General features: G+C 45.9%; 13 protein-coding genes. 6 read left to right on the top strand and 7 right to left on the bottom strand.

Annotated elements, in window-relative coordinates:
* The first annotated feature begins 100 nt into the window (after positions 1 to 100).
* Together VFC92_10765 and VFC92_10760 are read left to right on the top strand one after the other, a co-directional pair.
* The gene (locus VFC92_10765) at positions 101 to 1,051 is read left to right on the top strand and encodes a bile acid:sodium symporter family protein (GenBank protein HZK08670.1); all 951 of its coding nucleotides are present in this window, start codon (positions 101 to 103) and stop codon (positions 1,049 to 1,051) included.
* On the top strand, positions 1,048 to 2,358 hold the full coding sequence (locus VFC92_10760) for a 1-acyl-sn-glycerol-3-phosphate acyltransferase (GenBank protein ID HZK08669.1): 1,311 nt from the start codon (positions 1,048 to 1,050) through the stop codon (positions 2,356 to 2,358). The genes VFC92_10765 and VFC92_10760 overlap by 4 nt, the downstream gene beginning before the upstream one ends.
* 229 nt (positions 2,359 to 2,587) lie before the next feature.
* On the opposite strand, the gene VFC92_10755 is transcribed toward VFC92_10760, so the two are convergent.
* From VFC92_10755 to VFC92_10740, 4 genes are all read right to left on the bottom strand, one after another.
* Positions 2,588 to 5,242, bottom strand: a complete 2,655-nt coding sequence (locus VFC92_10755) for a hypothetical protein (protein HZK08668.1) — start codon at positions 5,240 to 5,242, stop codon at positions 2,588 to 2,590.
* A 50-nt stretch (positions 5,243 to 5,292) separates the two neighbouring features.
* Positions 5,293 to 6,294 (bottom strand): hypothetical protein, encoded by a 1,002-nt coding sequence (locus tag VFC92_10750; protein HZK08667.1) that lies wholly within the window; start codon positions 6,292 to 6,294, stop codon positions 5,293 to 5,295.
* 76 nt (positions 6,295 to 6,370) lie between these two features.
* A complete protein-coding gene (locus VFC92_10745) occupies positions 6,371 to 6,955 on the bottom strand; it encodes a hypothetical protein (GenBank protein HZK08666.1) in 585 nt (194 codons plus the stop codon).
* A gap of 63 nt (positions 6,956 to 7,018) precedes the next feature.
* Entirely contained in the window at positions 7,019 to 7,519 is a 501-nt protein-coding gene (locus VFC92_10740) for a lipocalin family protein (GenBank protein ID HZK08665.1), read from the bottom strand.
* Between the two features lie 305 nt (positions 7,520 to 7,824).
* On the opposite strand from VFC92_10740, the gene VFC92_10735 reads away from it, so the two are divergent.
* The gene (locus tag VFC92_10735; protein ID HZK08664.1) at positions 7,825 to 10,032 is read left to right on the top strand and encodes an Omp28-related outer membrane protein; all 2,208 of its coding nucleotides are present in this window, start codon (positions 7,825 to 7,827) and stop codon (positions 10,030 to 10,032) included.
* Between the two features lie 251 nt (positions 10,033 to 10,283).
* On the opposite strand, the gene pdxH is transcribed toward VFC92_10735, so the two are convergent.
* Positions 10,284 to 10,928 carry a pyridoxamine 5'-phosphate oxidase gene (pdxH, locus tag VFC92_10730; protein ID HZK08663.1) on the bottom strand — a complete coding sequence of 215 codons (645 nt, stop codon included), beginning with the start codon at positions 10,926 to 10,928 and terminating at the stop codon, positions 10,284 to 10,286.
* A gap of 258 nt (positions 10,929 to 11,186) precedes the next feature.
* Here pdxH and VFC92_10725 point away from each other — a divergent pair, with 258 nt between their 5' ends.
* Both VFC92_10725 and VFC92_10720 read left to right on the top strand, forming a co-directional pair.
* Complete coding sequence (locus VFC92_10725) at positions 11,187 to 11,690, top strand: flavodoxin (GenBank protein ID HZK08662.1); 504 nt, start codon at positions 11,187 to 11,189, stop codon at positions 11,688 to 11,690.
* 4 nt (positions 11,691 to 11,694) lie between these two features.
* Complete coding sequence (locus VFC92_10720; protein ID HZK08661.1) at positions 11,695 to 12,261, top strand: isoprenylcysteine carboxylmethyltransferase family protein; 567 nt, start codon at positions 11,695 to 11,697, stop codon at positions 12,259 to 12,261.
* A 14-nt stretch (positions 12,262 to 12,275) separates the two neighbouring features.
* On the opposite strand, the gene VFC92_10715 is transcribed toward VFC92_10720, so the two are convergent.
* Positions 12,276 to 12,935 carry an ATP-binding protein gene (locus VFC92_10715; GenBank protein ID HZK08660.1) on the bottom strand — a complete coding sequence of 220 codons (660 nt, stop codon included), beginning with the start codon at positions 12,933 to 12,935 and terminating at the stop codon, positions 12,276 to 12,278.
* A gap of 155 nt (positions 12,936 to 13,090) precedes the next feature.
* Here VFC92_10715 and VFC92_10710 point away from each other — a divergent pair, with 155 nt between their 5' ends.
* A complete protein-coding gene (locus tag VFC92_10710; GenBank protein HZK08659.1) occupies positions 13,091 to 13,834 on the top strand; it encodes a Fe-Mn family superoxide dismutase in 744 nt (247 codons plus the stop codon).
* 116 nt (positions 13,835 to 13,950) lie between these two features.
* On the opposite strand, the gene VFC92_10705 is transcribed toward VFC92_10710, so the two are convergent.
* Entirely contained in the window at positions 13,951 to 14,679 is a 729-nt protein-coding gene (locus VFC92_10705; GenBank protein HZK08658.1) for a 3'-5' exonuclease, read from the bottom strand.
* Between the last annotated feature and the right edge of the window lie 57 nt (positions 14,680 to 14,736).

Here is a 14,736-nt window from a genome sequence, read left to right as displayed (position 1 = left end):
CCTAATCATCAACATAAAACCAAGTTGAATCAGATGGAGATATTTTGACGCCTCTATTACAAATTAGAAATGCTATTTTTGCCCCTTTTGCAAAACTAACATGCACAACTCTCTCGACGTACTGGACCATGTAAGGCTCAACTTTTCTGCCTCAGGAATTCATACGCTCAACATCGCGCTGGCATTTATCATGTTTGGCGTGGCGCTGAGCATCAACATCTCACATTTCAAGGATGTGTTGGCGCATCCAAAGTCAGTGATTACAGGCGTAGTATCACAATTTGTGTTGCTTCCGGCGCTTACGTTTCTGCTGGTGATTTCATTAAATCTCACCGCCACCGTTGCGTTGGGGATGATTCTGGTAGCCGCCTGCCCGGGAGGCAACATCTCCAATTTTATGAGCGCCAACGCCAAAGGCAATGCAGCGCTTTCCATTAGCCTTACGGCCATCGCCACGATGATCGCGATTTTTATGACCCCTTTCAATTTTGCCCTCTGGGGCGATTGGTACATTGGCCACTATAGCAAAGGTGCCGGCGAACTGCTGCGCCCTTTAGACATTGATGTGCAGCAGGTTTTTCAAACTGTATTTCTGCTGCTGGGTCTTCCGGTGATTGCCGGGATCACGATTGCATCCAGGTTTCCGCGATTTACAGCCAGAATCATCAAACCCATCAAGACTATCTCCATCCTGTTTTTTGTTGCTCTGGTAATTATTTTACTCTCGGCCAATTTCAGCCATTTCAAAAAATATGTGCCGTTGGTGTTTCTGATCGTGCTTCTGCATAACCTGCTGGCGCTGGGAACCGGTTTTATGGCGGGTACCATCATGCGGCTGCCACGAATTGACCGCCGCTCCATCACCATCGAAACGGGCATACAAAACTCGGGGCTTGCGCTGGCGCTGATGTTTAATCCTAAAATATTTCCACCGGAGATGGAACTTGGCGGGATGACGATCATTGCCGCCTGGTGGGGTGTGTGGCATATTGTGAGTGGATTGGCTCTGGCTACATTTTGGTCAAAACGCAAAATACAGCTCGTGAAATGAAGCATGAAAACTACTCTTTGGGCTACGACCTGCTGCGCATTCACGCACGCTTGCTGCACCGACTGATCCACCGAAAGATAACAGTATCCGGCCTTGAAAACATTCCGAGAGATGTTGCGCTCATTTTCGCTCCCAATCATCAGAATGCTCTGATGGATGCCATGGCTGTGCTGCTCACGGTGCCGCACCAACCTGTGTGGCTGGCTCGCGCCGATATTTTCGGAAATCCTGTTATCAATAAAATACTGCATTTTCTCAAAATCAGCCCTGTCTATCGCATCCGCGACGGCAAAGACAATCTAACTAAGAATGACGAGGTGTTTGACCTGGCTCTGCGGGTCCTCAAGAATAAGCGAGCGCTGGCGTTATTTCCCGAGGGCATGCATACTTTCAGGCGGCAATCGGCTCCACACAAAAAAGCTATTCCGCGCATTGCTTTCATGGCTGCCGAACGCGAAGATTTTGCTTTGGATATTGCCATCGTCCCTGTAGGACTTTTTTACAGCCATTATTATCGTTTCCACCGCAAGCTGTTGGTTCAGTTTGGAAAACCTATTTATATAAAAGATTATGCGGCCGCATACGGTAAAAATGAAACCACAGCGATGTTAGCCCTGCGCGACGAGCTAAAGCAGCGCATATTTTCGCTTACGCTAAATATCAAGAGCCGTGAACATTACGAAAGCATTTTCACGCTCACCGAAATTGATCATCATAATTCCCAAACTAAATATGCCGCAGATGAAGTAAGGCAACGACAACTGCTGGCTGAACAACTGCAGCGCTACGAAGAGGTACATAAAGAGGAGGGCACTCAACTTTTTGCTAAAACCGAAAATTACCGGCAAGAGCTCGCGCAGCATCATCTGACGGATGCCGCTGTGGCGCGAAAAAGCTCTGCTTTGGCTTTTATTGGGAATCTTCTCCTTGCTATCGTCGCTTTGCCACTATTTCTTTACGGAACCATAAATTTCTTTATTGGATTTTTGGTGCCATCTATTTTGGTGCGGCGCAAAATCCGGGATCGTGCGTTTTGGGCTACCACCGAATATGGCGCCTGGGTGCTCACCGTCCCACTGATGGCGCTGCTACAAACAGCAGCAATTGGCTGGATTACCGGAAGCTGGGGTTGGGCGGCAGCCTATTTAATTACCCTGCCACTAATGGGCAAAGCCGCTTTGTTTATCAATGACTTTTATGACAAACTGCGGCAGCAAATCAAGCTACACCTAAGGAAAGATTTATATCAGAATTTGCGCATGATGCGTGAAACGCTAAGCCAAAAGCTTGGGGAGCTTTCATCTTAATAGCATTACGTTTTTTATCGGATAATAGAAAGAAATACCCAAGCTAATTTACGCATCAAACCAATTCTTAATTTTCCGGGTAGAGCGGCTCGTTACCTTGCCACTCCCCCACAGACCCAAACGAGCGGTTTTCCCACATCCGGTTCCTCCTAAATCGGTTTCGCTGTTTGATAGCTGTGATAAATCTGTATCTAAGCGGTAATTTCTGATTTTCTCACCACAACGATCCTTAATACAAAATATCCTTTTTCAAATTTTTGCGCGCCTGCGCATGGTCTCTGTCGTAGTCGAACAGCAGGTCGCCGCTGGCTTTGTAAAGCATGATGTTATTCAAATTGTACCACCAGATGGCTTTTCCCACCTTGATACCCGAGAGCACATCGAGACGTGCATCACCCGAATCGAGCATCACCACTTTGAGGCGGGCATCATTGCTCACGCGCATCATATCTATAGTAATATCTTTCCCGTTATCGGTTTTCAGCGTGATGATGCCCTGCTGGTTTTCGATAAATTGAATTCTGGAAATCATTTTATAAATCTGCGGATTCTTACTTTTGAACCCCGGGTTATATTTATCGATAGCTTCTTGTGCCTGAATTCCTGGAATCACCATACCTTTATTCTGCACCACCGTTACCACTGCAAATAATCCTGCAATGGTTTTTTCGTATCGCTCATCGATCAGTCGGTCGTTTTCGCTTTTGAGTGCCTGCACGGCATTAAAGTCGGTGATGGAAGCATAAGAAGCGGTGGCGATGTTCATTCCGGTGGTTTCGCCAAAAACTCCGGTCACGGCTACCTCTCCTGCATCGGTTATAAAAATGCCAAAGTTGTCAAAATCGCTGGTGCCCGGAAAAACTTCATTACCAATTGCTTTACCTTCTTTGTTAAAACGAATTAAATAAGAGAGCCTCTGATTTGTTGCGACGCCTTGCAGGTTTGCCGTATCGATGTTGGCCTTTTGCAACCACTTCAATTTACCGGTCGGTGTATAGGCAGCTACGAAAACGTCCGCTGCATCCGGGTTGCTATTGATGTTGTGCCCTTCTATCTCCATCTCACCACCATAAGTTCCTGCCACGTAAATGTTGTTTCTATCGTCAGTGGTAAGGCCGGTAGCCATGGCCATACCGGCACCTTGGCTGCAGCTAAACCAAAGCGGCTGGTGATCTTTATCAGTTTTCATGACAAACATTGCAGGCTGCCCGCCGGCTTCAACCTGGACAACACCCATGCGAAACGTCTGCGCAAAATATCCTGCCACCAGTTGCGATCCATCGCTATTGAGAATCATATCATGCTTGTTGTCTCCACGGTTTCCGCCTGCAGCAAGCACCTCCTGCCACAACGCATCATTCTGCTGACCGATAAAGAAGCTGCTGTTAATGGGAATTACCACGGGTAATACACCAGCAAATTCAGGCATGGCCAAACCAACAGGAGCATTGATATAAGTGGGATCGGCTACCACGAACTTTTTATCGTCAACCATCACATAATTGCCATCGACGTGTTGAGAAAAATTTACCGCCACGGCCATGTGACCGGGATAATTCAACCCGACAACTTCCAATCCCACCAGACTTTTTACGAGATAGGCGAAAAGTACCGAGCGATCTTCGCAATCGCAATAGGGATAATAAAACACCTCTTCGGCAAAGAAAAACTTCTCGTGTCCAAACTGCTCATCGTCGGTTTGGTAGGCAAAGCCCGTTTGCACAAAATGCAATAACAAAGACACGGCCTGCAGCTCATCAAGCCCCTGAATAATCGGTGCAAAAGCTGCTGCTATCGACGTTTTGGCTTCGGGCGAAACCATGGCATCAAAATAGATCCGCATTTCAGCCAATGGAATGTCGGTATAAAAGTCGATAGCGTGCTGGTTGTAGCTAAGCGGGAGATTGTAGGATTGGCCGTCGTACGAAAAATTGATGATGCGTTCCTTGGGTTTTGTACCCGGATCAACGGCACGCTCAAGATCGAGGCTAATGGTTTTTTGCGATTCCGGATAATCTTTTCCGTAGGTAAAAACAGTGGTCGCCGCAGCATCCATCAGATAAAATTTTTGGTTGTTGATGGTGAAATAACTCACATCATACACCTCATTGCTTATGGGCAACAGCAGAAATATCTGATTATCGGCGAAAGCCACTTTTGCTTTGTAGCCGGCGCGCACGAGCAAATACCAGGTGAGGAGTCGCTGGTTGTTGACGTCGCTGGTAAGCTGCTCTGCCAACTTTTTGGTAAGCATATAAGTTCCCCAGTCATTGAGATTCATCATCTCGCTGTATGCGTAAATCTGCGAAAGCAACTGGTTGTAGTTGGTCTGGCTCATCCGATCGAAATAAGTAGCCACGGCGTTTTCATTGATGGGTATTGCCACGTCAGCTCCGGCAATGGCTGCATCATAAGAGAGCATCACAGGTACGCCGTAAAACATATAGTCGATCTGAGGCAAATCAGATTTTGGCGGCTCCGGCTTTACGATGCGCGGCTTGATAAACTGGGGCGTTCCAGGCTCCTTTTTGATGTCTTCAGGAACCTTAACGGGAATGGATCGGGGAGGCTCCGGGCGCTGATCTGGCGTATAAACGGGCGCTTCTTCGGGCTTAGGATCCTGCGGAGGTGCCACCCCACGAAACGCCTGAAATTCCTCCCACCGCTGCTTTAGATAATTGCTGTAAGCAGCATCCTGCTGATTTACGTATTCGGTAAATTGCGCCGCCATTGCGGCAAGCTGTTGAGCCTGTTCCTGTTTGTATTGCTGCATCTGCTCCTGCTGCTGACGCTTATATTCTTCAAATGTCTGTGCCCGCAAAGGGCAGGCTGTCGATGCCATCAAAAGACAAAGAAAAGCTGGATATAAAATTTTTGTTTTCATCGCAAGGTTTTTTTAGTTGTGACAACAAAATTAATGGTTTTACATCATGATCAGAAAGATGCAGAAGCATTGGTTTTCTCCAAAATCAAGCTTAAATGATTGTTGCTGATGGTGACTCCGTGAAGATCAAAAGCAATCTTTTCGTGGTAAACGATTCTTGTCAGATTCTGAAACTGGTTATTAGAATCTTCGTCGAGGTATTTTACCTGTGAGCTAAAAACCTGCATCTGTTCCAGATTAACTGCCAGCGCATTGATATAGCCATACCACAAGCCGTTGGTAAGATCAAAAGTATATTCGTCGGCCGTAGGTTCAGGAAGCTGGATGTCACTGCAATAGCGGTAGCGCGCCATTGGAAGTACCTGTGGCACATTGTCGAGAATCGAACTGATGTCGGATCGCGTATCATTTTCTTTGAGCAACCACGAGGCTTGCGCCGGAAGCTTTTGCATGGTGTCGGTAGAGATGTCGAACGTCAATCGGGTCAGGAGGTTGTCGTCTGTCTCCGATTGAAAAAGCTCCAGATGACTCTCTATCGGTGTCGTGCCAGTATCGTTGTAGCTTACCTGCAGCAGCACAATAGCCTCGCCGTTGGCGCTTATAAAAGTTTGTAAAACTTCATAGTTTAATTCTCCGCGAGAAGTGAGGCTGGTAAACGAGTTGAATTTACCCAGGGTCTTCCGTCCTCCATGATCGATATAATAATTGTCGCTGATGTTTTTTACAGTGCACCCATTAGCGAAAGCGGCCACTGCCAAAGCCCGCATAATAGCTTGCTGGTGAGCTGTGGTGCTGTCGGGCAGAGCATCGGAAATGCCGATATATTGTGATGCGGCAGCAGGTGTAAAAAACCATGCCGGCAGTGAAACCATAGGCTGCAACGGCACTACGCTACCACGAAACCGATTGGAAGGTTGATCAGGCTGCTGCCCGGAGCGAAAGTTTTTTTGAAACGATTCATAGGCTCGCTCCACCTGCTGCTTGTCGGGCGCTTGACCCCACAGCAAAAACCCTGAGCCAACAAACGCAACGAAAAGCAGCAGTTTTTTCATTTTAATAAAAACAAAACTGCCCTGACAGCCGTCCTTGCACAGGTCGGCATGTCAAGGCAGTGATGATGAAAGAAAATTATTGCTTTTTAAAATTATCCATCTCCTTTTCAAACTCTTTTTTGAACTTCTCATACTGGAAGTCGATTTTGAGTTTTTCGTCGTCGGCGATACGTTTTTGCATGCCATTGAGGATTTCATCGCCGGCCAGTTCAACAGCTACATAAGCTTTGTAGGTGCCCTCTTTGGTTTTGGTGAATTGCTCGCAAATAGTGCGGATACCAGTAAGCTCCTGGTTGACCACCTCGCGCGACAAACCTTCGTAGCGCACGCGGTCTTCGATGCCCGCTTCCGTGGTGTAGCTCGAAAAATAATTGTCGATAACAGCTTTTACGCGTGTCTCGATTGCGGAAGCCAAATCCAGACGGACATTGCTCATGGCTTTTTTCTTGGCCAAGCTTTGGTTTGTACTTTCGCCCACATTATTGGCTCTGAAGTACTTGCTGTCGCTGAAATATTCAGGACCTGAGCAGTACATCGAAATGGCTTCTTCGCCCGCAGGTTTGGAGGCCTTCTTCGACGATTTGCAGCTTTGCATCATGGGCATGGCTATCATAGCAACCAGTGCCATCATTAATAATGAACTATAAACATTTTTTTTCATGAAAGTTAAATTATTAGGTTAAAGATATCAGAATAGATTTATCAAACGATTTGATTAAAAATTCTACCGTGCCTCAAATTCAAGAGTTACTTTATAAAGCTGCTCTCCATCGCCAAATTCAAAGTCTTCAAGTTGAGAAAAGGATAATTTCAGCACACTATTGGTGAGTTCAACAATATTATAAATTTGATACTCATTGCCATAAGTCTGTTTAAGCTGCGTTTCATCGTTCATAAATTCCCATGTGCCATTTATAGTTTGCGGATCACCAGGTTCACACTTGGTGGCGCCTTCATCATCGATAAAAGTTCCGTTTTCGCTAAAAGTGGTGTAATTGTCTTTTACACAATCCAGCAAAAACGGATAGAGATCGGTAATGGTGACGCCCCCTGGTGTGGAAACGCCAGGTTCGATCTTCATAGCCTTGGCAAAAAACTTCTTGCCGGAGATCATCTTGGTTTTTGACGGCGAATCATCATCATCTTTTTTACAGGATGAAAAGGTTACCAAGCCACCCATAAGCAGCAGCAGCATTGCAAAGGAAATTAAACGTAAATTTTTCATAGGTTTAAAAATTAATTTATTTCTACATGAATTTGAATTGTGTTACAAACCTATAATAATTTCTGCAGTAAACAGTGAACAAACCAAATATTTTTTATTTTTGATGAAATTAATTCCGACTTACCGAAACAGCTCACAGTGATTCAAATGTGTTTGTGATTCATTTAAATTCTAGTTGATAAATGATCAAGTGTAACTTGTAAGAAATTCGTAGATTTTCTTGAAGCGATTTCCATCAAGTTTCTGATTACCTGTGAATATTAAATTATTTTTGATAATTATTATTTACTAAACCTACTATTTTGATGAAAAAGCTACTCTTTATTTTACTTGTAATAATCGGGGTTTGCACACAGATGAAAGCCCAGACACCGCTTTACGAGGCCGTCGACTTTACCGTGACTACCGTAGAAGGCGATGTAATCAACCTGTTCGATATCCTGGATGGCGGACAGCATGTGCTTATCGACTTCTTTTTTACCACCTGCGGCCCCTGCCAGCAGTCTGCTCCACATATCAATGCCGCTTACATCAACTTTGGCTGTAACTCCGGCGATGTGTTTTTTATCGCAATGGACTTCAATAACACCGATGCACAATGTATTGCCTTCGATGAGCAGTTTGGCGTGGAATATCCTACTGTGAGCGGCATCGAGGGTAGCGGAAATGCGGTGTGCGCTGCCTACGGTATTCCGGCCTATCCCACCGTAATACTCATTGCTCCCAATCATCAGATTATCAACCGGGACATCTATCCCATCCCCAATCCACAAGCCGTCATCCAACCTATCCTCAATGCCGGCTGCCAGCCCAAAGATTGCCCCACTGGCCCCGAGCCTACCATCGTTAGCACCGATCCGGAAAATCGCAAAGTGGTGCTTGAAGATTATACCGGAATACATTGTGTTTTTTGCCCTGATGGCCATCGTGTGGCGCATGAAATAATGCTGGAGCATCCCGACGATTTCTTCCCCATCAACATACACCAGGGCAGCTTTGCTGCTCCCAACGCAAGCGAGCCCGACTTCAGAACACCATTTGGTGATGCACTTGTTGCCCAGACTGGCCTGGTGGGTTATCCGGCAGCAACTGTCAACCGCCATCTCTTCAGTGGTTTGTCACAAGGCTCCGGGACTGCTATGAGCCGTCCCAACTGGGGTACTGCTACCGATACGGTGCTCAGCGAAATTTCTTATGTGAATCTAGGTGCCGAGGCTACCCTCGACGTGAACACCAACGAACTCAACGTACACGTCGAAATTTACTATACCGGCGACAGCCCCGAAACTACTAACTTTATCAATATAGCACTGCTCGAAAGCAATGTGGAAGGCCCACAAAATGGCGGAGCTAACTTCAACCCCGACTTTATGCTGCCCAATGGCAACTACTCACACCAACACATGCTGCGGCATCTTATCACCGGACAGTGGGGCGAAGAAATTACTACCACATCTACCGGCAGTTTTATCGATCTCAACTATACCTACACCATCCCTGCAGCCTATAATGGTGTGATTGTTAGCCTTGCCAATTTCTCGCTGGTGGCGTTTGTTACCGAAACTACCCAGGAAATCGAAAGTGGAACAAGTGCTATCCCGATACTCACCGGACTTAATAACGAGAACGACGCCAGTGTGTCACAGGTAATTGTTCCGGAAATCGTTTGTGGTAACGAGGTGGAAGCTAAAGTGATCATCGAAAACAGAGGCAATCAAATGCTCACTTCTTTGCAAATCGACTACAGCATCAACGAAGGTACAATTGAAACGTACCAATGGAGTGGTAACCTGGATCCCCTGATGCGGGAACCCGTTGAGCTGTCCACCATCAGTTTTATTCCTGAAGCAAACAATACAGTGAATGTGGTGGTAAGTTTGCCCAATGGCGAGGAAGACGAAAACCCGGACAACAACACAGGTTCTGCAGAATTTATCCCACCAGTTTCCACCTCCCTCACCATCAATCTGGAGTTTAAAACTGACAACTCTGGCTACGAAACTTCATGGAAACTTTTCGACAACGCAGGAACCATGTTGTTTTCGGGAAGTGGCTATGGCAACAATACCGTTTACAATGAAACTTTTGAAATTGAAGAAGGCGCCTGCTACGCTTTTGTTATGTACGATTCATACGGCGACGGAATGTGCTGCAACCATGGTGACGGATATTACAAACTTACCGACTCCGACGGTGTAATAATTAAAGATGGCGGGGAGTTTTTAACGAGTGAAACCTCTGAGTTTAATGCCATCGTCACCGGCATCGGCGATAAGCAACAGAGTTCAGTTCTACGGATTTATCCAAATCCGGCGAACGACCAGGTAAATGTGATCAGCAATTCAACCATTGAATCAGTTGCCGTTGTAAGCATTACAGGACAGCTTCTGCAAAAACTTGTGGTGAATAATACTTTCGTAAATATTAATACCGCTGCGCTCAAAGCAGGAATGTATTTTATTCAGATAAAAACCGAGGCCGGGCTTACCACCCGCCGCCTGGTGATAGAATAAAGATATTTTTAAAAATATTTCTAAAGAAGACCGTTGGAGAAATCCGGCGGTTTTTTTTATTGAATATGATTTTGAAAGATAGATGCTGATTTTCAGTGTTCAATTTCTCATGCCTTGGATGCGTTCAGCTTAGGCTGGTTTCGACTTGGTTCGACTACGCTCACCAACCGACGCTCAACCACCGCCAGAGCCTAAGCTGCATCTACAGACAAGGCGCAGCCTCGTCCAAACCCATCCGCTGCAAATTCCTATCACGGTGCCAACCGGTGGATTTTCCAGCCACCATCGGTGCGTTGATAAACGATGCGGTCGTGGAGCCGGTTTTCGCGGCCCTGCCAAAATTCAATATTGTCGGGAATTATCAAATAACCACCCCAATTCTTCGGGCGCGGGATGTTGCCATCGGGATACTTTGCGCGAATAGCTTCGCGCTGCTGCTCCAACTCCTGGCGGCTGCTAATGACACTGCTTTGTGGTGAGGCTGCAGCACTCAGGCGGCTTTCGTAAGGCCGCGAAACAAAATATTCGTCGGAAACTTTTTCATCCACCTTTTCTGCCGACCCCTCAATACGAATCTGGCGCTCGGTTTCTTTCCAAAAAAAGGTAAGCGCCACTTTAGAATTTCCGCCAAGCTGCCGGCCTTTGTGGCTGTCGTAATGTGTGAAGAAAACAAATCCCTTTTCATTAACCTCTTTGAGCAACACTACCCGGCACGACGGCTGCCCATCGCGACCCACAGTAGCCAAAAGCATGGCAGTAGGATGCAGAATCTCAGCTTGTACCGCCTGATCCATCCACACAGCAAACTGATCAAAAGGATTTCCCATAACGGATTGCTCGTCGAGTTGCTGGTGCAGATATTCGCTGCGCAGATCGTGGTATTTTTTAGGTATCATTGTTAAAGTGGAATTTAAAATAAAAAATCAATGCGACTATAAATGTTTTAAGACAAAGAAGGTTCAAAACAACAACCTGATAACCCGACAACCAATCTGCCTGGTCTGTAAGAAATGTTCTATTTTTGGCAACCATTTTATAAAATCAGAACACAAAATATTTTACCGGCATCCTCTGTAAGATGCAGGATGTTTTAAACTTCCGGATTAGAAACAAAAATCACAGGGGAGTGTTTGGTAAAAAAGAAACAGAAGATTATGGAAAAAGTTGGAATTTTTTATGGCTCCACATTGGGCTTCACCCGCAAAATTGCCGAACGCATCGGAGCCGCTTTTGGCGATGAGCATTCGCAGGTCATCAATATCGAAAATGCTTCAATTGGCGACTTGGAGAGCTTTCAAAATCTAATTCTGGGCACCTCTACCTGGGGCGTGGGCGAGATGCAGGAAGACTGGGAAACCTTTGCCCGGCAACTGCACAAGATCAACTTATCAGGAAAAAAGATAGCGCTCTTTGGCGTGGGCGACCAGGTGGAGTGGAGCAGTAGCTTTTTGAACGGGTTGGGAATACTGTATCATAAGTTGGCCAACAAAGCCACCATCATCGGCTTTACAAACACCCAGGGATACAATTTTGATATTTCGCTGGCGCTAAAAAACGACCAGTTTGTCGGCCTGGCCATCGACGAGGTAAACCAGTCGGCGCTCACCCCGGAGCGCATCAGCCGTTGGGTAGAAACACTTAAAAAATCTTTTAACTAAAAAAATGCGGCTTTCTACAATTGTTATCCTGGTGCTTTATGGCATCCTGGGCGTTATTTTCACGGCAGTGCTGGTGCAGATTGCTATCAGCGGACGCGAGGGCTACGGAAGATCCACCATCAACGGCTTTTGGCAAATCACCGGGAAAACCCTAATCATGCTACCGATAATATATCTGCCGATGGTTGCAATTGGATGGCTAAAGCCGCCTCATACATCACCTCTGTGGCTGGAGTGGCTGGCGATTTTTATCGCGTTCGAAGCCATACTATTTTTAATCTTTTCGCTGATTAAAATGGGTAAATACACCAAGATGGCGCTACCCAAAAACGATGACATCCCGCTGCAAACCAAAGGTGTTTATAGCCTGAGCCGCAATCCGATGTATCTGGGCTTATACATGCTTTCGATAGCGGCAGTGCTGTACAAGCCTTACTTGCCGATGGTTGTTGCAGCCATTGCAGGCATCATCATCCACCACAAAATTATCCTTAACGAAGAAAGGTTTCTCGAAGCTAAGTTTGGGCAAAGCTACCAAAGCTACCGGCAACGCGTCAGGCGCTATCTCTAAACCTGAGTCTGGCCTTAGCGTTCCTCACTCTGGTTGGCAAAGACTGTGGAAAGACTATAAAAAATCGTTTTTTCGGTGATTGTCATATCGATGATCTGCAGAATAATCAGATCAGCCAAAACCTTTTCAGCCACTTTGCGCGAGATGCCTGCAATTTTACGGAATTTCGACAAAGTAATCTCATTGTTTTTATTAAGAAAATCGAGCAGGATTTTCTCCTTGTCGGTATACCGTATCAGGATGCCGGTGGTGCGTTTTTCGTTTTTCCACACCTTCATCAGCACCGTGCTTGCCAGCAGATTTTGGTCGTTTACACGAATATACACCTTCCACTTGCCTTCTTTGTCGGGAGCGGAAAAAGGGCCATCCGCTTTATTTTTGGGAATATCGATTTCCAGAACGGTTTTTCCATCCACATTCCATTCTTTCATTTTGAATTTTACCTCCGGCTTGCAATACATCTGTGCAGCGGCCTCCACCATGTAATATTCCTCCTCGGAGCGCACACCGGCTATCACCCCGTTATCTTTAACGCCCACCAACAGACGCCCTCCATCGGTATTGGAAAAGGCTGCCAGGGAGCGGGCAATTTTCTTGCTGTCGGAAATTTCAAACTTGAAATCCTGCTGCTGGTGTTCGCCCTGATCAATTAATTTTCGGATGTAAGAACTCATAGCAGTTGGCTGTTTTAGTTGCAAACGCAAACATGATGGATTAATTTTCCATGCTTCACTAACCATCCATTACTTGCCGGTTGCTACAGAGGGCGCGTTTAAACAAAACACTTACAGCAATGTTTTTAAAAGCACAAACGTAAAAAGCGCTTATTATGAAAAAGATGAACAAACGTGATTTTCTCAAGACAGGTGCCGTGCTCGGTGCTGCAGGATTGTTTGGCACACCGGCGTTTGCTGCCGGCACCCCGCGTACCGAAGATTTTCTGAAACAGGACCTGATCAACAGCCAGGGCGAATATGTGCTGGCACCTCTCCCCTATGCCTACGACGCACTGGAACCACATATCGACGAGCAGACCATGCGCCTGCACCACGACATCCACCACAATGGCTACGTAAAAGGTCTTAACAAAGCCACCGAAAAAATTAAATCTGCCATCGCCGACAACGACTTTACTCTCATCAAACATTGGGAGAGCGAGCTGGCATTTCACGGAAGTGGCCATTTTCTGCATACCATTTTTTGGAACAACATGAGCCCCAGACAAGGCAAGCGCAGCAAAACCCTCGAACAGCAAATTGCCAATGATTTTGGCTCATTCGACAAATTTTCCAACCTTTATAAGTCGGCTTCCAAAAGTGTAGAAGGCTCCGGATGGGGTATTCTGGGATATCAGCCCCACACTGACAAACTGGTAGTGCTGCAGGCCGAGAAACACCAAAACCACTCACAATGGATCACCTACCCGCTGCTGGTGGTGGATGTGTGGGAACACGCCTATTATTTGAAATATCAAAATAAAAGGGCGGAATACCTCGACGCGTTTTTTGAAGTGATCAACTGGGAAGATGTTTCACAACGGCTGGATGATCTGAAAACTGCGTTTGGCGGATAGAAACAAATTCTAAATCTCAATAAAATACACCACAAATAAATTCTAAAAGACAATTCACAATTTTACGAAGTGGTTTGACTATTTGAATTTTTGCTATTGAGATTTATTATCTGCATTCATGAGTCTTTAGATATCTCATCAGATATCACCACATCGTCGGGATTTATGAGCGGGCGTCCCATTAGTCTGAGCAGCAGTTGCGCTACCGCCAGAGTATCTTTCTGGCAATAGTTGACGATGCGTGGCAAGTCTTTGTCTTTCCAATAAGTGTCGCCCACCATGCTGCCATCCAGATCGTCTTTGGGGCTTGGTATGCCAAAGATGGTGGTAAGCAAATTGAGTGAGGTATAATTTTTATAATCGCCAAAGCGCCACAAGTCCATCGTGTCGAGATGCTGAATCTCCCAGGGTTTCTTGCCATAAAGCTTCAGGATTTTGGGCAGCTCCAGCCCATTGATCAGCATGCGTCGCGCGATGTACGGGAAGTCGAACTCTTTGGCGTTGTGCCCGCATAGCAGATGATGCTGCTTGCAATAGTGCCGGTTGAGCATCTGACCAAATTCATTGAGGAGGATTTTTTCATCGTCACCGAAAAATGATTTGATGCGAAAATTATCACCATGGATAAAACCTGTAGAGATACAGATAATCTTCCCAAACTCCGCGTAGATGCCGGCTCGACCATAAAGACTTTCGGGAGTTTCTTCGGCTTCCCGTTTTAAATATCCCGCCTTTTTATCCCATAGTTTTCGTGTCGACTCTGGCAGCTCGCCATATTCGGCATGCTGTGATACCGTTTCGATATCAAGGAAAAGAACATCTTCAAGTTTCAATTGATCAAGCATAGCGAATTACTTTTTTAAAATAAGAAGCTAAATTATTAATAAAATGGAAATAGCAGG

This window comes from Bacteroidales bacterium, assembly GCA_035647615.1.
Taxonomy (GTDB): Bacteria; Bacteroidota; Bacteroidia; order Bacteroidales; family 4484-276; genus SABY01.
This window is presented reverse-complemented; position numbering and strand designations above follow the sequence as displayed.

Excerpts from the sequence above, each read along its gene's own strand:
- VFC92_10710 (HZK08659.1), top strand. The coding sequence starts at position 13,091 with ATGAAAAAGATGAACAAACGTGATTTTCTCAAGACAGGTGCCGTGCTC.
- VFC92_10725 (HZK08662.1), top strand. The coding sequence starts at position 11,187 with ATGGAAAAAGTTGGAATTTTTTATGGCTCCACATTGGGCTTCACCCGC.
- VFC92_10715 (HZK08660.1), bottom strand. The coding sequence starts at position 12,935 with ATGAGTTCTTACATCCGAAAATTAATTGATCAGGGCGAACACCAGCAG.
- VFC92_10755 (HZK08668.1), bottom strand. The coding sequence starts at position 5,242 with ATGAAAACAAAAATTTTATATCCAGCTTTTCTTTGTCTTTTGATGGCA.
- VFC92_10740 (HZK08665.1), bottom strand. The coding sequence starts at position 7,519 with ATGAAAAATTTACGTTTAATTTCCTTTGCAATGCTGCTGCTGCTTATG.
- VFC92_10750 (HZK08667.1), bottom strand. The coding sequence starts at position 6,294 with ATGAAAAAACTGCTGCTTTTCGTTGCGTTTGTTGGCTCAGGGTTTTTG.
- VFC92_10745 (HZK08666.1), bottom strand. The coding sequence starts at position 6,955 with ATGAAAAAAAATGTTTATAGTTCATTATTAATGATGGCACTGGTTGCT.
- VFC92_10720 (HZK08661.1), top strand. The coding sequence starts at position 11,695 with ATGCGGCTTTCTACAATTGTTATCCTGGTGCTTTATGGCATCCTGGGC.
- VFC92_10760 (HZK08669.1), top strand. The coding sequence starts at position 1,048 with ATGAAGCATGAAAACTACTCTTTGGGCTACGACCTGCTGCGCATTCAC.
- pdxH (HZK08663.1), bottom strand. The coding sequence starts at position 10,928 with ATGATACCTAAAAAATACCACGATCTGCGCAGCGAATATCTGCACCAG.
- VFC92_10705 (HZK08658.1), bottom strand. The coding sequence starts at position 14,679 with ATGCTTGATCAATTGAAACTTGAAGATGTTCTTTTCCTTGATATCGAA.
- VFC92_10765 (HZK08670.1), top strand. The coding sequence starts at position 101 with ATGCACAACTCTCTCGACGTACTGGACCATGTAAGGCTCAACTTTTCT.
- VFC92_10735 (HZK08664.1), top strand. The coding sequence starts at position 7,825 with ATGAAAAAGCTACTCTTTATTTTACTTGTAATAATCGGGGTTTGCACA.